This window comes from Micromonospora sp. DT15 (genome assembly GCF_049841475.1).
Lineage (GTDB): Bacteria > Actinomycetota > Actinomycetes > Mycobacteriales > Micromonosporaceae > Micromonospora.
Genome location: NZ_JBNCKJ010000003.1, coordinates 448,285 through 465,406, shown reverse-complemented (window position 1 = coordinate 465,406; position 17,122 = coordinate 448,285). Strand labels below are relative to the sequence as shown.

Below are 17,122 nucleotides of genomic sequence, written 5' to 3'. Positions count from 1 at the left end.
CGTCACACCGCATCAGGCGTCCCGGAGCGTGTTGCGCTGCCGACCGAGGCCGTCGATCTCGACCTCCATCACATCGCCGACGGCCAGGTACGGGAAGCGGCCGGAGAGTCCCACTCCCTCCGGGGTGCCCGTGTTGATGACGTCGCCCGGGTCCAGGACTGTGTACTGGGACAGGTGCCAGACCAGGTACGCCACGTCGAAGATCATGTCTTTGGTGCTGGAGTCCTGGCGGGGCTCGCCGTTGACCCGGGAGCGCAGCCGCAGCGCCTGCGGGTCGCCGATCTCGTCGGCGGTGACCAGCCACGGGCCGAGCGGTTGGAACGTCTCACAGGACTTGCCCTTGGACCACTGGCCGCCGGAGACCGCGAGTTGGAAGTCCCGCTCGGAGACGTCGTTGGACAGCACGTACCCGGCGATGTGCCCGAGGGCGTCGGCCGGTGAGGCGAGGTAGCGGGCCGTTCGGCCGATCACCACCGCCAGCTCCACCTCCCAGTCGGTCTTCGTCGATCCGCGCGGGATGAGGACCTCGTCGTACGGGCCGACGACGGTGTTGGGCGCCTTGTAGAAGATGATCGGCTCGGTCGGTGGCGCGGCACCGGACTCGGCGGCGTGCGCGGCGTAGTTCTGCCCCACGCAGAGCACCACACCCGGCCGGGCGATCGGTGCGCCGACCCGCTGCCCGGTGACGTCGATCTCGGGCAGGTCGGTGGCCTCGCGGGCACGCCGGACGCCGTCGCTGGCAAGGAACTCGCCGTCGATGTCGACGGTGAGCGACGAGAGGTCGAAGTGCCGCCCATCGACGTACAGCACGGGGCGTTCCCGTCCCACCGGCCCGACGCGCATGAATCTCACGAACCAACCTCCACTGCCTGGGTCGCCAAGAACCCAATTTCCTATAGGATGCTGTTCGGCTCGATGTGTACTCGCTCACACCGGCACAGTCAAGGGGTTGCTGAGGAGACGAGATGGCCCAGCAGGAACCTCGCGAGGGTCGACTCCGCCCCGCCCGTCGACTCACCCTCGCCGAGGACGTCTACGAGTCGATAAAGACGCTGGTCATGGACCACATCCTTCCGCCCGGCGAGCGGGTCAACATCGACGCGCTCGCCCGGGAGCTCGACGTCTCCCCCACCCCCGTCCGTGAGGCCCTCGCGAGGCTGGAGGCCGACGGCCTGGTCCGTAAACGCCCGCTCTCCGGCTACACCACGACGCCACTGTTGAGCCGTGCCGAGTTCGACGACCTGTTCGACGTCCGGCAACTGCTGGAGGGCACCACCGCCGGGCGAGCCGCCACCCACGCCTCCGACGAAGCGCGCCAACGGATCAGCGTCGAGGCGGCGGCGAGCATCGACGTGGAGGCCGGCGACGGCTATCGCCGCCACGCCGCCTTCACCGCACTGGACGCGACGTTCCACGACCTGATCGCCGAGGTCTCCGGCAGCCCGTTGCTGCGGGACACCATCACGCGGCTGCACTCACACCTGCACCTGCACCGGCTGTACTTCCCGGTCGCCGGCGCAGCGGACACCAACACCGAGCACCAGCGCATCGCCGCCGCCATCGTCGCCGGCGACGCGACAGCCGCCACCGAGGCGATGCGTGCCCACCTCAGCGCCGCCCGGGAGCGCCACCTGCCCGCCTTCGACCGGCTCCCCACCCCCGCGACACCGCGCGACTCGGCCTGACCCACCCCCACGGATCCGAGGAGCCGCCATGCGGATCGCCCTCTTCATCACCTGCGTCAACGACCTCGCCTTCCCGGCCACCGGCATCGCTGTCACCCGCATCCTGCGGCGACTCGGCCACACCGTCGACTTCCCCGCCGACCAGACCTGCTGCGGGCAGATGCACGCCAACACTGGTTACCGGGCCGAGGCCATGCCTCTGGTGCGCAACTACGTCGACGTCTTCGACTCCTACGACGCCATCGTCGCGCCGTCCGGGTCGTGCACCGCGATGATCCGCGACCAGTACCCGCGCCTGCACGCGCCGGCCACGTCGGTGGCCGCCCGCACGTACGAGCTGTCCGAGTTGCTCGTCGACGTTCTCGGCGTCACCGACGTCGGCGCCGAGTTCCCGGAGACGGTCACCTACCACCCGACCTGCCACGGCCTGCGGATGCTGCGTCTCGGCGACCGACCGCTGACCCTGCTGCGCCAGGTGCGCGGAATCCACCTGGTCGAGCTGGGCGACGCCGAGGAGTGCTGTGGCTTCGGCGGCACGTTCGCACTGAAGAACCCGGACGTCTCCACCGCCATGCTCACCGACAAGTGCGCCCGCGTCCGCGACACCGGCGCACGGGTGCTCGCCGCGGCCGACAACTCCTGCCTGGCGCACATCGGCGGCGGTCTCGACCGCCACCGCTCGGGCGTACGGGCCGTGCACTACGCCGAGATTCTCGCCGAGACGGGAGCCAGCTCATGAGCCATCCGGTCGCACCCGCCACCGGGGGCGGGCGGATCCGCACCCCGCTGCCGTTCCCCACGGCCGCCAGGCCGGCCGTCGCCGACCCGCAACTCCGGGCAAACCTGCACCGGGCCACCCGCACCATCCGGGCCAAGCGAGCCCGGGTCGTCGACGAGGTACCCGACTGGGAGGCTCTGCGCGACACCGGCTCGGCGATCAAGGCGGACGTCCAACGTCGGTTGCCGGAGTTGCTGGAGCAGTTCGAGGCGTCCGTCACCGCCGCCGGCGCCACTGTGCACTGGGCCCGCGACGCGGCCGAGGCGTGCCGGATCGTGGTCGAGCTGACCCGGGCCACCGGGGCCGACGAGGTCGTGAAGGTCAAGTCGATGGCGACCCAGGAGATCGAGCTCAACGAGGCGCTGGAGGCCGCCGGGATCGCCGCGTACGAGACCGACCTCGCCGAGCTGATCGTGCAGCTCGGCGAGGACACCCCCTCGCACATCCTGGTGCCGGCGATCCACTACAACCGGGCCCAGATCCGGGAGATCTTCGAACGTCGCATGGCCGACGCGCCGCCCGACCTGAGCGACGAACCGGCCGCGCTGGCCGAAGCGGCCCGCGCTCACCTGCGACGGCGTTTCCTCTCGGCCCGGGTCGCCGTCTCCGGAGCCAACTTCGCCGTCGCCGACACCGGCACCCTCGTGGTGGTCGAGTCCGAGGGCAACGGCCGCATGTGCCTCACCCTCCCCGAGACGCTGATCAGCGTCGTCGGCGTCGAGAAGCTGCTGCCGACCTTCACCGACCTGGAGGTCTTCCTGCAACTGCTGCCGCGGTCCTCGACCGGTGAGCGGATGAACCCGTACACCTCGATGTGGACCGGCGTCACCCCCGGGGACGGCCCGCAGGACGTGCACGTCGTGCTCGTCGACAATGGCCGCTCCGCTGTGCTCGCCGACCCGGTCGGACGGCCCGCGCTGTCCTGCATCCGCTGCTCCGCGTGCCTCAACGTCTGCCCGGTGTACGAACGGGCCGGCGGCCACGCGTACGGCTCGGTGTACCCGGGCCCGATCGGCGCGATCCTGTCGCCGCAGCTGACCGGCGTTGCCGACAACGCCTCACTGCCGTACGCGTCGACCCTCTGCGGCGCCTGCTACGACGTGTGCCCCGTGAAGATCAACATTCCGGAGATCCTGGTCCACCTCCGCCAGCAGGCACCGCACCCGCCAGCGGAACGGGCCACCATGCGGCTCCTGTCCTGGGTGATGCGCAGCCCTCGACGGTGGGCCGCCGCCCTGCGCCTGGCCCGGGCCGGCGCGGGGCCGCTCGGTGCGTACCGTCAGCGGCGCACCGGCGCTCGCACGCTGCGGCGACTGCCCTGGCCCGCGTCGGCGTGGACCCGGTCGCGTGACCTGCCGCTGCCCGCGCCGCAGACCTTCCGGGAATGGTGGGGAAAACAGTGAGCGCACGTGACGAGATCCTGGCGCGGCTCCGGACGGCCCTGGCCGACAGTCCGCCGCCGGTGCAGGTGCCCCGCCGCTATCGCCGGGTCGGCGACCACCCCGACCTGATCGAAACCCTCGTCGACCGCCTGGAGGACTACCGGGCCGTCGTCCACCGTGGCACCGAGGCCCTGCACCGGCTGCTCGGCGAGGTCGGCCGGCTCGCCGTTCCCACCGACACCCCCGCCCATTGGCTGGACGGCTACGCCGGAGAGCTGCACCGCGACGCGCCCCCGCTGTCACCGGCCGCGCTCGACGGCCTGGACGCGGTCCTGACCGGCTGTGCCGTGGCGGTCGCCGACACGGGCACCATCATCCTCGACGCCGGCCCGACGCAGGGGCGACGCGCGCTCACCCTGGTGCCCGACCGACACATCTGTGTCGTCCGCACCGACCAGGTCGTCGGCCTGCTGCCGGAGGCGTTGGCCCGGCTGGACCCACGCGCGCCTCTGACCTGGATCTCGGGCCCGTCCGCGACGAGCGACATCGAGCTGAACCGGGTCGAGGGAGTGCACGGCCCGCGCCGCCTGGAGGTCGTCCTGGTCAGCTCAGGAGTCTGACGACACCTGCTCGCGGGTCTCGTCCGCCTGGTTCCGCAGCGGGACGCCGCGCACGTTGAGCAGCATGACGATGCCCACGCCGACCACCAGGGCGATGTCGGCGATGTTGCCGACGAAGAACCCGGCGTAGTCGATGAAGTCCACCACGTGCCCCCGCGCGAACCCCGGCTCGCGGAAGAGTCGGTCCAGCAGGTGCGTCGTCGCGCCGCCGAGCACCAGGCCCAACGCCACCGCCCAGGGACGCGACGTGACCCGCCGGGCCACCACCGTCACCGCGACCACCGCCGCCGCGGCGAACACCGCGAAGATCCAGGTGTACGCGGAGCCGATCGAGAAGGCCGCGCCCGGGTTGTAGACGAGGCGCAGTTGCAGCAGCTCACCGAGGAGCGTGATGGTCTGCCCGTCGGACAACGCGGACTCGGCCCAGAACTTGGTGGCCTGATCGGCGGCGAGCACCACGGCAGCGATCAACACGACGGCGCGGAACATCCCGGAACCCTAGCTCACGGTTTGGTGCGCGGGCGGCGCCGGTGCCCGGCCCGGCTCAGCCCCGCCGGCCGGGAAAGTCGACGGTGAACGGCGAGGTGCCCACCCGGATGGCGGACGCGTCGACCTGCCTTACATAGTCCGGGTAGCAGCGGTCGGGGTGCAGGCAGAACCGGACCCGCTGGCCGGGCAGGAGTCGGGCGTCGTACCGGCCGTCCTCGACGTTCTCGTCGACCGCGACGATGTCGCCGGTGTCGGCGTTGTAGACGTAGACGGGGTAGCTGTAGCCGTACACCGGGAGGCCGTTGGCTTGGCCGGAGACGGCAGTGCCGGCGCTCATCCGCTCGTTCGCCACGGTGGTGCCGCCGGCGACGACCTTGATCCGGGTCGCCTTGACGCTGTTCGGCGCCCCACCGGACCACTGGGTGGCGTAGACGCTGTTGGCGCCGCCGTTGCCCGGTGGGATGAACGCCAGCGACCACTCGTACGGGCCGAGCCCGCTGAAGGTGTACGAGCCGTCGCCGGGAACCTTCCAGGTGGTCTCGTACCAGAACGGATCGTAGGTCGTCAGCGCGACGGTCACCGACACCGGCTGGCCGGTGACCGCGTCGGTGATCGACCCGGTGATCGACCCCGCCCGGTCCAGCAGGATGTCGGGCAGCGTGGTGATCCCGGGCCCTGGCTCGACCACCAGTGCCTTGGCCCGGTCGCCGGTGCCACCCTCCGGGCCGACCCACTGCGCGCCGTGCCCGTTGGCCGAGCCGCCGGCCCAGATGTTGTACCGGTCCGGGTGGAGGCTCCGGAACCGCACCACCCCGTTCTCGTCGGAGATCTCGTTGGCGTCATAGATGTCGGGGAACCGCTTGTCCACCGAGATGGCGATGATTCCCGTGTTGGGCACCGGTGCGCCGGTCGCCCGGTCCCGCAGTGTCACGCGCAGTTCGTTGCCGGGCGGCTGGACCGGCAGCGTCGCGTGGGTCACCCGCCCGGCGACCGCGGTCGCCTCGACCATCCCGCCCTCGTGTACGCCGTCGTTCGCGGCGCCGGTGAACCGGTAGTGGCCGGGCGGCACCTCCAGGTCGACGTACCCGTTCGGGAAGGTCCCGGCGGCGTTGGTGCAGATGAGGCCGAGCTCCAGCGGGTCCTGAACACAGAAGTTCCGCACCTCGGCGCCGGTGGCCGCGTCGGCCGCGACGAACCGGATCCGGCCGGCCGGAGGAAGCACGTCGTCGACGACGAGCCGGCCACGGGCCGGCACGGTGACAGCTCCCCAGGGGAACCCGAGCCGGCTCGGGTAGTAGCGGGGTCGGAACACGCCGGGCAGTTGGTTGGTGATCCGGTAGCGCCCGGCCGACACCCGGGACACCCGCCACCGGCCGGCCCGGTCCGTGGTGGTCGAGTAGGTCGGATGCTCGGCGCCGGAGTCCGGCGCGAGGGTGACTCTGACCTGGCTGGCCGGTCGGCCGGACCGTTCGGTCAGGGTGCCACTGACGGTCGCGGCGGCGCTGCCGGCCCGGACCGGCGCGACCGGACCCAGCACCGCGTCGACCCCGAGCAGCAACAGCGCGCTCAGCGCCGCCAACAGGAGAATTCCGGTACGTCTGGTGGGACGTGCTACTCGGCTGCCCATCGTGGTGGCACCTCCGGAATCGGCGAAGCCCGGCTCGCTTCGCGCACATCAGGGCAGCCTAACCACGCTTCTCACCACTGCTTGTCAAGTGACGAACACGGACAGTGTCGGTTTCCGAGGCATCTGCGGACCGCTACGGACGGTCACGGCGCCGCCGGCCGCCGGCCGCCGCCGCTGGCCACCCGCCCTGCTGATGGTTGGTCGGGTGAGGCGCGGAAACGACATAATGCATGCCTTTGGTAATTGCCAAAAGGTTGCAACTGTGCCACCGTGATGATCAACGGTTCCGGCGCTCCGCCCACCCGACCACCGATTCCTCCCCACACCACAGGAGCCCTCTGTGACCCGGATGCGTCCGACCCTCCGACGCCTCGTGGCGGCGACCGCGGCGGCGGGGATGCTCGTCCTCGCCGGCTGCTCGACCCCGGCCATCCCCAACGGCACATCCGGCGGCGCGACGCTTGTCGTCGCCACCTCCGACGAGCCGGACGCGCTGAACCCGGTGCTCAACTACGGCGTCGACGGCGCCTCGCTGATCTTCGACGGCCTCGTCAGCCGGGACGACGACAACCGCCTCGTCGCCGGTCTGGCCACGGCGTTGCCGGAGCTGTCCCCAGATGGACGCACAGTGACCGCGAAGCTCCGCGACGGGGTGCAGTTCCACGACGGCACCACGCTGAGCGCGGCGGATGTCGCCTTCACCTACCAGGCGGTGCTGGACCCGAAAGTGGACTCCACGCTCCGCTCCGACCTGGACATGGTGGAGTCGGTGACAGCGCCCGACGCGGCCACCGTCGTGTTCCGGCTGCGCTACCCGTACGCGCCGTTCCTCCAGCGACTCACCCTCGGCATCGTGCCGTCGAAGCTGCTCAGCGGGCAGGACATCAACACCACCGGGTTCAACCGGAAGCCGATCGGGACCGGGCCGTACAGGGTCGAGTCCTGGACGCCGGGTGACCGGCTGGTGCTCACCGCGAACGAGCGCTACTTCGGTGGCCGGCCGGCGAACAACCGGGTCGTGGTGGCGTTCGTCGCCGACGACAACGTCCGCGCCCAGCGGATGCGGGCCGGCGAGTTCGACGCCGCCGAACTGCCGCCGAAGCTCGCCTCCGGATTCGACTCCGACACCGCGTACCGGGTGCAGCGGGTGCCGACCGCCGACTACCGGGGCGTGATGCTGCCGATGGGCAACCCGGTCCTCGCCGACCCGGCGGTCCGCCGGGCGCTCAACCTCGCCGTCGACCGGGCCGCGATGGTGTCCGGAATCCTCGGTGGCGCCGGCGAGCCGGCGTTCGGGCCGGTCCCCCCGACCTCCGAGTTCGCCGACCCTTCGACAGTCGGCACGCCGACCGCCGACGCGACGGCGGCGAGCGCGCTGCTCGACGCGGCCGGCTGGAAGCCCGGTGCGGGTGGGGTGCGGGCCAAGGACGGCCGGCCGGCCCGGTTCACGCTGATGTACCCGGCGACCGACACCCTGCGCAAGGACCTGGCCCTGGCCGTCACCGCCGACGCGAAGAAGATCGGCATCGAGGTCACCCCGGCCGGGCTCACCTGGGACGCCATCGACCCGCGAATGAAGTCCGACGCCCTGCTGATGGGCTACGGCACGCCGTACGACCCGGACTTCGTCTCGTACAAGCTGTTCAGCTCCCAGTTCGCCGGGCAGGGCTACTTCAACCCTGGCTCGTACCGCTCCGAGGTGACGGACCGCGCTCTGCAGGAGGGCCGCGACCAGATCGACCCGGCTCTTCGCAAGGCCGCGTACGCGCAGTTCCAGAAGCAGTTGGCCGCCGACGTGCCGTGGCTGTTCCTCACCTACCTGCGGCACACCTACGTGCTGAAGTCCTCCGTCCAGGGCGCGGCACCCCGGGTCGAGGCGCACGAGCACGGGGTGGCGAACAGCATCTGGTGGAACATCAACACCTGGACGCGCTCGTGACCCGCTCCGGGCGACTGGCCGGGGCCGGGGCGGTGGTCCGACGCCGCCTCCTGGTAGCCGTTCCCGTGCTCGCCGCGACGAGCATCGGGATGTTCGCCCTGGGTGCCGCCTCGCCGGTGGACCCCGCCAAGCAGTACGCGGGCGCGGCGGCCTTCACCGCCAGCGAGGAGAACCTGGCGCAGATCCGCGCCAACTGGGGTGTCGACGACCCGCTGCCGGTGCAGTACCTGCGCTGGATCGGCAACCTGGTCCAGGGCGATCTGGGCTGGTCGACGAGTCGTCACGAGCCGGTCGCCTCGGTGCTCTCCGCCCGGGCCGGCTGGACGCTGCTGCTGATCGGGGTGACCCTCGCCCTGGTCCTGGTCGGCAGTCTGCTGCTGGGTGCGCTGGCCGCGTACCGCCGGGGTGGGTTGTTCGACCGGGGTCTGCGGGCGGCGGCCTACGCGGTCGAGTCGATGCCGGTGTTCTGGCTGGGCCTCGCCGCGATCGCCGTGTTCGCGCTGGCCCTGGGCTGGTTTCCGGCGGGCGGGCTCACCGATGTCACAGCGACCAGCACCTCGTCCGCCGACGTGGCGCACCACCTGATCCTGCCGGTCGGAGTGCTGGCCGTTTCCCAGGCGCCGTGGTTCGTGCTGTTCGTCCGGGACGCGGTGGCGGAGAGCATGCGCGACGACCACGTGCTCGCGGCGCGGGCCCGCGGGTTGCCCGGGCGGACGGTCCTGTTCGGGCACGCGTTACGGACCGCGCTGCTGCCGTTCCTCACCCTGGTCGGCACCCACCTGCCTGAGCTGGTCGGCGGGGCGGTGCTCGTCGAGACGGTGTTCTCGCTGCCGGGCCTCGGTGCCGTCACGGTGGCCGCCGCGCTGGGCAGCGACTTCCCGCTGTTGGCGGCGATCACGCTGGTCACCACCGCCGTGGTGCTGGCCGCGAATCTCACGACCGACCTCGCCTACGCCGCCGCCGACCCGAGGGTGCGACTCGATGGCTGACCTTGTCACCCGACCGCCGCTGCTCCACCTGGCCCGGGCCCGGCTGCGGCTGCGACCCGGCCAGACCGGTGTCGTCATCGCCGGTCTGGTCCTGCTGGTGGCAGTCGCTGGCTCGCTGCTCGCACCGCTCGTCTGGCCACTCGACCAGAGCGCGATCGCGTTGGACCAGACCCGGTCGGCACCGTCCTGGACCCACCTCGCCGGCACCGACGACCTGGGCCGCGACGTGGCACACCGGGCCGTCTACGGACTGCGGGTCTCGTTGCTCGTCGGCGCGGTCGCCGCCCTCGTGGCCACGGTTCTCGGGGGCGTGGTCGGCGGGATCGCCGGCACGCTCGGCGGCCGGGTGGACCGGATCCTGATGCGGGTCGTGGACACCATCGCCGCGATGCCCCACCTGCTGCTGGGCATCTTCATCGTCGCCATGCTGCGTCCCAGCCTCGGTGCCGTGATCGCCTCCGTCGGGCTCACCCACTGGCTCTCCACCGCCCGCATCGTCCGATCTGAGTTGTTGAGCCTGCGGACCCGACCGTTCATCGACGCCGCCATCAGCGGTGGGGCGGGCCGACTCCGGGTCCTCACCCGGCACCTGCTGCCGCACGTCCTGCCTCGGCTGGCGCTGGCCACCACCCTGATGATCCCGCACGCGGTGTGGCACGAGACCGCCCTGTCGTTCCTCGGCCTCGGCCTGCCTCCGCACCTCGCCTCACTGGGCAACATGATCAATGACGGCCAGGGGTCGCTGCTGACCGGTGCCTGGTGGGCGAGCCTGGCACCGGGCGCTGTCATCGTCGTCGTCACTCTCGCCATCGCGGTCCTCGCCGCCCGCTGGCGCGACCGCCTCGATCCCCGGGTCCGAGCGGAGCTGCACCTGTGACCACCATCGAATCAGTTTCGGCCCCGGCCTTTCCCCGCACCACCGCGGGTCAGCCGCTGCTCACAGTGGACGGCCTCGGCGTCGAGTTCCGGCTCCGCGACACGACGGTGCATGCCGTCACCGACCTCAGCCTCACCCTACGGGCCGGCGAACTGCTCGCCATCGTCGGCGAGTCCGGCTGCGGCAAGTCCGTCCTGGCCAACGCCCTGCTCGGCCTGCTACCCGGCAGCGCCACGACCACCGGCCACGCCGTCCTGCACGAGCCCGACAGCGAACCGGTCGACCTGATCACCTGCGGTCAGCGCCACCTGGCGCGCAGGGTGCGCGGGCGCCGCGTCGGGCTGGTGCCGCAGAGCCCGGCCACCGCCCTGAACCCGGTACGCACCGGACGCCGACTGCTCAGCGAGACGCTGCGGGCGCACGGCCGCGACCGCGCCGACGCCGACCAGCTCGCTGTCGATGTCGGGCTCGACCCGGCGGACCTGGACCGCTACCCCCACGAACTCTCCGGTGGCATGGCACAGCGTCTGGTCACCGCGCTCGCGCTGGCACCCGACCCGTCGCTGCTCATCGCCGACGAGCCCACCACCGGGCTGGACCGACCCCTGGTCGACCACACCCTCGACCTGCTGAGACGTCGCTGCGACAACGGCTCCGCGGTCGTGCTCATCACGCACGACCTGGCTGCCGCGCAACGGGTCGCCGACACCGTCGCCGTGATGTACGCCAGCCGCATAGTGGAACACCGCGACACCGACCAGCTCTTCACCACGCCGGCCCACCCGTACGCCTCGGCGTTGCTCGACGCCCTTCCGGACCGGGCCTTCCGGCCGGTGCCGGGCGACCCGCCGATGCTCACCGCGCTGCCACCCGGCTGCGCGTTCGCGCCCCGCTGCCCGCGCCGCACCGACACCTGCGCGGACCGACCAGAGCCGACACCGGTCGCCGGTGGCGGCACTGTGGCCTGCCACCACCCGATCCCCACGGGAGCCACCACGTGACCAGCCCGCAGCACCTGCTCGCCGACGAGGTGACCGTCGGGTACGGCCGCCAGGTCGTCCTCGACGGCGTCACAGTGCGGATCGGCCGCGGAGAGACGGTCGGACTGCGCGGGCCCTCCGGCTGCGGAAAGTCGACGCTGGTTCGGGTCCTGGCCCTGCTGCACCGCCCCGATCAGGGTCGGGTCAGCATCGACGGCACACCGGTCGGCGGCATCCGGTACGCCGTACCGGTCGCCCTGCGGACCCGCGTCGCCGCCCTCTTCCAGAGCCCGCGTGCCGCCGCCGACCCACGACTGAGCCTCGCCGACCTGATCGCCGAACCGCTACGCGCCACCCGGACGCCCGAGCCGGCGGTCCGCGAACGGGTCGCCGAACTCGCCGACCTCGTCGGCCTCACCGCCGACCTGCGCAGCCGACGGCCACACGCCGTCTCCGACGGGCAACTGCAACGCGCCTGCCTCGCCCGGGCCCTGGCGCACCGCCCGGACTACCTGCTCTGCGACGAGGCCACCGCGATGCTGGACGCCTCCACTCAGGCACACGTCGCCGCCGTCATCCGCGACTACCAGCGGACCCAACAGGCCGGTGTGCTGGTCATCAGCCACGACCAGACCCTGCTGGACCACTGGAGTGACCGGATCGTCGACCTCGCCGGTGCAGCGAGGGCGCACACCTGACCCTCACTTCGGGACGTTGCGTTGCCGGGGGCAAACGGGCGACCGGCATCGGAGGTCCGCCGGCCTCCGCCACTCGGGCGCGACAGCGTCAGCCGACGTCGAGGGGCACCCGCCGAGCGCGGGAGTCGGGGCGGCCGGCGAGGATGCCGGCGAGGATCTCCGCGCCGTCGACGACCCGCGGGCCGGGGCGGTTGAAGTAGGCAGGCCCGTCGACCACCCACACCTGCCCGCCACGCACCGCGGGCAGGTCCGCCCAGCCGGGTTGCGCGGTCGCCACGGACAGCTCGTCGATGGTTCGCTCCGGCGTGAACCCGCACGGCCCGAACATCACCACGTCGGGGGCCAGGTCGGCGACCACCGACCACGGGTGCGGGGTGCTGTGCGCACCCGGCCCGAGCAGCAGCGACCGCCCACCCGCGTAGGTGATCTGCTCCGGAACCCAGTGCCCGCCCGGCATCAACGGGTCGAGCCACTCGACGAACAGCACCGTCGGCGCGCCGGGCACCGGCCCCGGCAACGCGGCGAGGCGACGCTCGGCGTCGGCTCGGATCTCCGCCGCCCTGCCTTCGGTGCCGGTCAGCGCGGCCACGGCATCGACAGTGTTCAGGATCCCGTCGATGGTCCGCGCCTCCAGGGACATCACCCTGGTGTCGAGATCGATCAGACCAACCGCGTCGTTGACCCGCTCGTAGGAGACCGCACACACGTCGCACAGATCCTGGGTCAGGATCAGATCCGGCTTCAGGCCCTCCAGCATGGCGACGTCGAGCTGGTACAACGACGAGCCTCGGTGCGCGTCACCGGCGATCGCCGCCGAGATCTCCCGGCTCGTCAAGGTCTCCGGCAGGGACGTCGCGGTCACCGCCGGGACGTCGGCCAGGGCCCCCGGCGGCCAGTCACACTCGTGGGTACGGCCGACCAGGTGCCCGGTCAGGCCGAGCATGGCCACGATGTCCGTGGCCGCCGGCAGCAGGGAAACGATGCGCACAACCGCCTGCCTACCAGGCGCGACCGAGCCACGTCCACTTCCGTGCGAGCCGTCGCTGTAGTGGAACTTCTCGTCACCGGGCCGCGGGATGCTCACCGAAGCCAGCCGAGGAAGCGTCTGTGCAGCGCACCCGCCGGCACCCAGGTCAGGTCCTCGGAGGCCCGCACCAGCTGCGCACCTAGGTAGAGAGCCAGGGATATCGGAGGGTCGTCGAACTCGGCACGCAGTTCGCGCTGCCGCCTGCGGCAGGGCCAGGGCGCATCGCAGCCGCCGCAACTCCAGATCGGCAGCACCGGGCCGTGCGTGGTCAAGCGCGGCCTCCGGGCAGCGCCGCCGTCATCGACCGCGCCTGCCCGTTGGTCGTCCAGTCCAAGGCCAGCACGGGTACGGCGTGAGCCGCGACCACCACGACTGACAGCCTGCGGGCGGACGGACTCACCGGCACAGGGACGGGCAGATGACCGACGACCACGACGCCGCCGGAGCGATGAACTTCATCTTCGAAGCCGGCGTCCTCAAACGCGCCGCCCGCACCGGCTGGTGGTTCGCGACGCAGACAAGCTGGAATGCCTCATCCAAGCCGTCGAGTACCGCCAGCGCCCACCGCCTTGCCGACGCCGCCCTCGGCGGACAACCCCTGGCCTGGCTCACTCCCCGCCACAGGAGTAAACGTTCAATAGCGCGTCGCGATGCTGTGTTGGCCGAGGAGCGACCTGACAGCGCAGATGTTGCTGAGGGCGAGCGCGATGTTGAATGAGCCCTTTTCATCGTGACGGGGCTGGTCACGGCGGTAGGGTGGGGGGCAGGGATCGACGTAGGGCGAGGCTCCCGGCAAGACAGCAGTCGACCCAAGATCCGATGCTCCAACCGGAAGCCTCGCTGTTGTCCTACCCTGCCGCGATTCCCCTGTCCGACCGCACCCTCATTTGCCTCGCTGACCTGATCCGCAACCACCGAACGCAGGTGGAGAATCGCGCGGCGCTTGGCTGGCGGTTCAACAAGTTTGACCCGAGTACCAGGCGTTGGATACGGCGTTGGCGCCGCCGATGTCCCACGTTCCCGGGCCGATGCACCAGGTCCAGTCGTTGCGGGGCCACGTCGCGTCGACGTAGATGATCACATGGGTGTTCCCGCAGTGGTTGTACCAGGCCGTCACCGCGTCTTCGTAGTAGCCGCAAACCTGTGCGGCGACGTCCTCGCTGCCGGGCTTGACCTGCTCCGAAACCGCTGTGGTTTCGGGTTGGGACAGGCGGGAGCTGGCGCCCGGACTTGCCTGTGCCACGGTCCCGGACAGGGTGAGTGCGCCGAGGATCGCGGTCACTGCCGAGATCCGGAACGCCGTTCTGTACCACATTTTCACAATCGTCTCCTGTCAGCCGCCGCTGCGGCCTAGATGATGCTGCTGGCTGCCTGAATCTTCTTCCGTAAGCCGGAATCAGATTCAACCCTGACTGAGCGGATTTCCTAAGATAAGAATGCAGGCCGCAGCCGGGTCTGTCGTTACTGGTAAGCGCACAAGTCTTTAGTCTGCGCGTACTCTCGCGCACTGCTCGCGGAACTGGCGTGGCGAAAGACCGTAGGCGCTGCGGAACGCCTGGCTGAAGTGCGCCGGGCTGGTGAACCCCCACTGGGCGGCGATCGCGTGGATCGGGCGCGCGCCTAGTTGGGGGTTGGCGAGGTCGCGTCGGCACTGCTCCAGGCGACGCTCGCGGACCCAGCCGGCAACCGTGTGCCCTTCCTCGTGAAACAGCTTGTGCAGGTATCGCAACGAGATGTGTTGCGCTGCGGCAATCGCGTCCGGTGTCAGGCGCGGATCGCCCAGATTCTCTCGGATGAAGGCGTGGATCTGAGCCATCAACGCTCGCCGTCGGGTGTGGGAGGGCACCGCGCTTTGGACGTCCAGCGCGTTGGCCAGTGCCGCTGTCAACACGTCAATGGTGAGGGTGGACAGCCGGGCGGCGTCCAACGGACTGAGTTCGTCCATGTGCCGGGCAAGGTGCAGCAGGAATTGTGAAGATAACGCGCCGATGCCTTGGGTGCCAGGGATGCGAACTGCGCTCAGGCGCCGCAACTCCCAAGGGGGCAACGGCAGTAAAAAGCGCGGGAAGCGCAGGAGCAGCAGCTGACTAACTGGCTCATCCGGGGTGAATTCGGCCAGGTAGGGCCGGGAGGTGTCATACAGTATCAGGTCCCCCACGCCGAAATCTGTGCGCTGGCCGTCTTGCGTGATCATGCCGCCACCGCGCACAAGGCAACCCAGCTTGAACACCTCGGGATCGGCCTGCCGAATGAGCTTGGGAGTGCGGTGGACCGAGTGCGGCATCGTGGTCATTAATGTCGCCTGCACGGGACCGAACTCGCTGATTCCGACCTGAGCCCGAAATCCGGGCTCCCACTGCGATTCACAGCGTAAATCGTAGGGCACCCAGAGCTTCGAGTTTACCTCGCGCCAGAAGGCGAACCCGTCTTCAACCGGGACCTCGGTGGTGCTGACTACGTCCATGACTCACCTTCGCGCTGTCGCTGCAGGGGTCAGATAACGATAGCTTGGCGTCGATATAGCGGCGTTGCGAGGTTATGGTGCGGGTCAGGCATTGAGGGCTTTTCATCGTGATGGGCCTGGTCGCGATGGGTGGCAGGCAGCGTGTGTCGACATAGGACGAGGCTCCCGGTAAGACAGCAGTCGGCCAAGATCCGATGCCCCAACCGGGAGCCTCGCTGTGCTGTGTTACCCGGCGCCCAGGCTCTCGATCACCCGCATGCTCGCCGGCCCGCCCGTGGCGTACGCCTCGGCGCCGCGCGCCTGGGCAAGCTGCACGCCCACGTACCCGACACCGCCGGCACCGCCGTGCACCAGGACCTTCTGCCCGGCGCGGACTCCGGCCCGGTCGACCAGCCCCTCCCAAGAGGTGACCGCCGCCAAGGGCAACGCGGCGGCCTCCCGCATCGAGAGTGCCTTCGGCTTGCGGGCCAGCAGTCGGGCGTCCACGGCGGCGTACTCGGCCAGCGAGCCCTGGAGGTTGCCGACGCCCCCGCACAGCCCCGTACACCTCGTCCCCCGCTCGAAGTCGGTCACCTCCGCGACGGGCACACCGCGTACGGGTCAGTCGTCTTCGGCACCGTCGAGCAGCGCGCGCCGCAGCGCCAGCCGGTGCTTGCGACGGATCTCCGCCTCCCGGTACCGCCGCCGGTCACCATCGGTCTCGGGTAGCAGCGGCGGCACAGTACGAGGCTGGCCGTCGTCGTCGATGGCGACCATGACCAGGTGAGCGGTGGCCACGTCGGTGGGCGGCACCGCCCGGTCCCACCGGTCGGCGGTCACCTTGACCGCCACCTCCATCGAGCTGCGACCGGCCCAGGTGATCCGGGCGTCGACGTGCACGACGTCACCGACCCGCACCGCGCGCAGAAACGCGGTCTCGTCGATCGCGGCGGTCACCGCCGGCCCGTCGGAATGGCGGGCGGCGACCACCCCGGCCACCGAGTCGATGAGGTTGAGGATCCGGCCGCCATGCACCGTACCCATCAGGTTGGTGTGGTGCTGGTCCATGATCTGCGACAGGGTCAGGTGCGACGCCGACGGCGCTCGGCCGGCGATCGTGGTCGTGTCGTGCACAGCGGTAGTCCGTCCCTCGGGAAACCACACCGCCGGAACACGGACACACACTGACGAGGACACACCGGCGCACACCGCCCCGGCACGTCACCCGCTCAGCCCACCCGCGAGGCCGACGGCAGCGCACACGGTTGTGTACGCAGCACTGGCAGGTCTTCGGACTCGCGGGCCCGACCGGCTCCACGCCGGTCCCCTACTGGCCGTCGCTTCCCAGGCCACTGGCCCAGTGCTGATGACGGCGGTCGTTCCCACTCACCGCTGCGGGGCAGCCCCGGATTCCCACCGGGTTCCCTCTTACGACGCCCAGCCACCTCGTGACCGGGCGAACCAGCGCCACCGGGAGCATAGCTGGCCAGGAGCGATGGCCCCTCAGCCCGGCCGACCACCCGGGAGGTGTTCGGCTTTAGCCATGTGAGGAAAAAGTTCGTCACCTCTTGTAAAAAGTCTCCGCCCA

Annotated in this window: 18 protein-coding genes and 1 riboswitch; of the genes, 10 read left to right on the top strand and 8 right to left on the bottom strand. The window is 70.7% G+C overall.

The genetic code is table 11. The features are described from left to right. Positions 1-12: 12 nt before the first annotated feature. A complete protein-coding gene (locus tag ACLQ3F_RS09695) occupies positions 13-852 on the bottom strand; it encodes a fumarylacetoacetate hydrolase family protein (protein ID WP_425848003.1) in 840 nt (279 codons plus the stop codon). A 113-nt stretch (positions 853-965) separates the two neighbouring features. Here ACLQ3F_RS09695 and ACLQ3F_RS09690 point away from each other — a divergent pair, with 113 nt between their 5' ends. Genes ACLQ3F_RS09690 through ACLQ3F_RS09675 form a run of 4 tightly spaced genes read left to right on the top strand, consistent with a single transcriptional unit; the run spans position 966 to position 4,465 of the window. Beyond that, entirely contained in the window at positions 966-1,685 is a 720-nt protein-coding gene (locus ACLQ3F_RS09690; protein ID WP_425848002.1) for a GntR family transcriptional regulator, read from the top strand. Between the two features lie 28 nt (positions 1,686-1,713). Continuing rightward, the gene (locus ACLQ3F_RS09685; protein ID WP_387350089.1) at positions 1,714-2,424 is read left to right on the top strand and encodes a (Fe-S)-binding protein; all 711 of its coding nucleotides are present in this window, start codon (positions 1,714-1,716) and stop codon (positions 2,422-2,424) included. After that, positions 2,421-3,866, top strand: coding sequence for a LutB/LldF family L-lactate oxidation iron-sulfur protein (locus ACLQ3F_RS09680; protein ID WP_425848000.1), 1,446 nt, complete (start codon positions 2,421-2,423; stop codon positions 3,864-3,866). The genes ACLQ3F_RS09685 and ACLQ3F_RS09680 overlap by 4 nt, the downstream gene beginning before the upstream one ends. Continuing rightward, complete coding sequence (locus ACLQ3F_RS09675; RefSeq protein WP_355006198.1) at positions 3,863-4,465, top strand: LutC/YkgG family protein; 603 nt, start codon at positions 3,863-3,865, stop codon at positions 4,463-4,465. Before ACLQ3F_RS09680 ends, ACLQ3F_RS09675 begins: the two co-directional genes overlap by 4 nt. On the opposite strand, the gene ACLQ3F_RS09670 is transcribed toward ACLQ3F_RS09675, so the two are convergent. Together ACLQ3F_RS09670 and ACLQ3F_RS09665 are read right to left on the bottom strand one after the other, a co-directional pair. Continuing rightward, positions 4,454-4,954 (bottom strand): signal peptidase II, encoded by a 501-nt coding sequence (locus ACLQ3F_RS09670; RefSeq protein ID WP_425847998.1) that lies wholly within the window; start codon positions 4,952-4,954, stop codon positions 4,454-4,456. The genes ACLQ3F_RS09675 and ACLQ3F_RS09670 overlap by 12 nt on opposite strands. Positions 4,955-5,009: 55 nt before the next feature. Then, positions 5,010-6,581: a carboxypeptidase regulatory-like domain-containing protein gene (locus tag ACLQ3F_RS09665; RefSeq protein ID WP_425847996.1), complete on the bottom strand. Its 1,572-nt coding sequence runs from the start codon at positions 6,579-6,581 to the stop codon at positions 5,010-5,012. Between the two features lie 349 nt (positions 6,582-6,930). Here ACLQ3F_RS09665 and ACLQ3F_RS09660 point away from each other — a divergent pair, with 349 nt between their 5' ends. From ACLQ3F_RS09660 to ACLQ3F_RS09640, 5 genes are read left to right on the top strand one after another with little or no spacing between them, the layout of a single operon-like run. Further along, a complete protein-coding gene (locus tag ACLQ3F_RS09660) occupies positions 6,931-8,520 on the top strand; it encodes an ABC transporter substrate-binding protein (protein WP_425848216.1) in 1,590 nt (529 codons plus the stop codon). After that, on the top strand, positions 8,490-9,509 hold the full coding sequence (locus tag ACLQ3F_RS09655; protein ID WP_425847994.1) for an ABC transporter permease: 1,020 nt from the start codon (positions 8,490-8,492) through the stop codon (positions 9,507-9,509). Before ACLQ3F_RS09660 ends, ACLQ3F_RS09655 begins: the two co-directional genes overlap by 31 nt. Then, positions 9,502-10,386 (top strand): ABC transporter permease, encoded by an 885-nt coding sequence (locus ACLQ3F_RS09650; RefSeq protein WP_425847992.1) that lies wholly within the window; start codon positions 9,502-9,504, stop codon positions 10,384-10,386. The genes ACLQ3F_RS09655 and ACLQ3F_RS09650 overlap by 8 nt, the downstream gene beginning before the upstream one ends. Then, positions 10,383-11,387, top strand: a complete 1,005-nt coding sequence (locus ACLQ3F_RS09645; RefSeq protein ID WP_425847989.1) for an ABC transporter ATP-binding protein — start codon at positions 10,383-10,385, stop codon at positions 11,385-11,387. The genes ACLQ3F_RS09650 and ACLQ3F_RS09645 overlap by 4 nt, the downstream gene beginning before the upstream one ends. Next, positions 11,384-12,064 carry an ABC transporter ATP-binding protein gene (locus ACLQ3F_RS09640; RefSeq protein WP_425847988.1) on the top strand — a complete coding sequence of 227 codons (681 nt, stop codon included), beginning with the start codon at positions 11,384-11,386 and terminating at the stop codon, positions 12,062-12,064. Before ACLQ3F_RS09645 ends, ACLQ3F_RS09640 begins: the two co-directional genes overlap by 4 nt. An 88-nt stretch (positions 12,065-12,152) precedes the next feature. Here ACLQ3F_RS09640 and ACLQ3F_RS09635 read toward each other — a convergent pair whose 3' ends face one another. Then, entirely contained in the window at positions 12,153-13,052 is a 900-nt protein-coding gene (locus tag ACLQ3F_RS09635; RefSeq protein ID WP_425847985.1) for an ABC transporter substrate-binding protein, read from the bottom strand. Positions 13,053-13,509: 457 nt separating this feature from the next. Here ACLQ3F_RS09635 and ACLQ3F_RS09630 point away from each other — a divergent pair, with 457 nt between their 5' ends. Further along, on the top strand, positions 13,510-13,809 hold the full coding sequence (locus tag ACLQ3F_RS09630; RefSeq protein WP_425848220.1) for a hypothetical protein: 300 nt from the start codon (positions 13,510-13,512) through the stop codon (positions 13,807-13,809). Between the two features lie 237 nt (positions 13,810-14,046). On the opposite strand, the gene ACLQ3F_RS09625 is transcribed toward ACLQ3F_RS09630, so the two are convergent. From ACLQ3F_RS09625 to ACLQ3F_RS09610, 4 genes are all read right to left on the bottom strand, one after another. Then, the gene (locus ACLQ3F_RS09625) at positions 14,047-14,373 is read right to left on the bottom strand and encodes a DUF6355 family natural product biosynthesis protein (protein WP_425847983.1); all 327 of its coding nucleotides are present in this window, start codon (positions 14,371-14,373) and stop codon (positions 14,047-14,049) included. 201 nt (positions 14,374-14,574) lie between these two features. Then, the gene (locus ACLQ3F_RS09620; protein WP_425847981.1) at positions 14,575-15,555 is read right to left on the bottom strand and encodes a helix-turn-helix domain-containing protein; all 981 of its coding nucleotides are present in this window, start codon (positions 15,553-15,555) and stop codon (positions 14,575-14,577) included. 225 nt (positions 15,556-15,780) lie between these two features. Beyond that, positions 15,781-16,128, bottom strand: coding sequence for a hypothetical protein (locus ACLQ3F_RS09615; RefSeq protein WP_425847979.1), 348 nt, complete (start codon positions 16,126-16,128; stop codon positions 15,781-15,783). A 27-nt stretch (positions 16,129-16,155) separates the two neighbouring features. Continuing rightward, entirely contained in the window at positions 16,156-16,602 is a 447-nt protein-coding gene (locus ACLQ3F_RS09610; RefSeq protein WP_238684380.1) for an acyl-CoA thioesterase, read from the bottom strand. Between the two features lie 196 nt (positions 16,603-16,798). Beyond that, positions 16,799-17,015: riboswitch (cobalamin riboswitch) on the bottom strand. Between the last annotated feature and the right edge of the window lie 107 nt (positions 17,016-17,122).

Excerpts from the sequence above, each read along its gene's own strand:
- ACLQ3F_RS09610 (WP_238684380.1), bottom strand. The coding sequence starts at position 16,602 with ATGGACCAGCACCACACCAACCTGATGGGTACGGTGCATGGCGGCCGG.
- ACLQ3F_RS09620 (WP_425847981.1), bottom strand. The coding sequence starts at position 15,555 with ATGGACGTAGTCAGCACCACCGAGGTCCCGGTTGAAGACGGGTTCGCC.
- ACLQ3F_RS09630 (WP_425848220.1), top strand. The coding sequence starts at position 13,510 with ATGACCGACGACCACGACGCCGCCGGAGCGATGAACTTCATCTTCGAA.
- ACLQ3F_RS09665 (WP_425847996.1), bottom strand. The coding sequence starts at position 6,581 with ATGGGCAGCCGAGTAGCACGTCCCACCAGACGTACCGGAATTCTCCTG.
- ACLQ3F_RS09685 (WP_387350089.1), top strand. The coding sequence starts at position 1,714 with ATGCGGATCGCCCTCTTCATCACCTGCGTCAACGACCTCGCCTTCCCG.
- ACLQ3F_RS09670 (WP_425847998.1), bottom strand. The coding sequence starts at position 4,954 with ATGTTCCGCGCCGTCGTGTTGATCGCTGCCGTGGTGCTCGCCGCCGAT.
- ACLQ3F_RS09680 (WP_425848000.1), top strand. The coding sequence starts at position 2,421 with ATGAGCCATCCGGTCGCACCCGCCACCGGGGGCGGGCGGATCCGCACC.
- ACLQ3F_RS09650 (WP_425847992.1), top strand. The coding sequence starts at position 9,502 with ATGGCTGACCTTGTCACCCGACCGCCGCTGCTCCACCTGGCCCGGGCC.
- ACLQ3F_RS09690 (WP_425848002.1), top strand. The coding sequence starts at position 966 with ATGGCCCAGCAGGAACCTCGCGAGGGTCGACTCCGCCCCGCCCGTCGA.
- ACLQ3F_RS09660 (WP_425848216.1), top strand. The coding sequence starts at position 6,931 with ATGCGTCCGACCCTCCGACGCCTCGTGGCGGCGACCGCGGCGGCGGGG.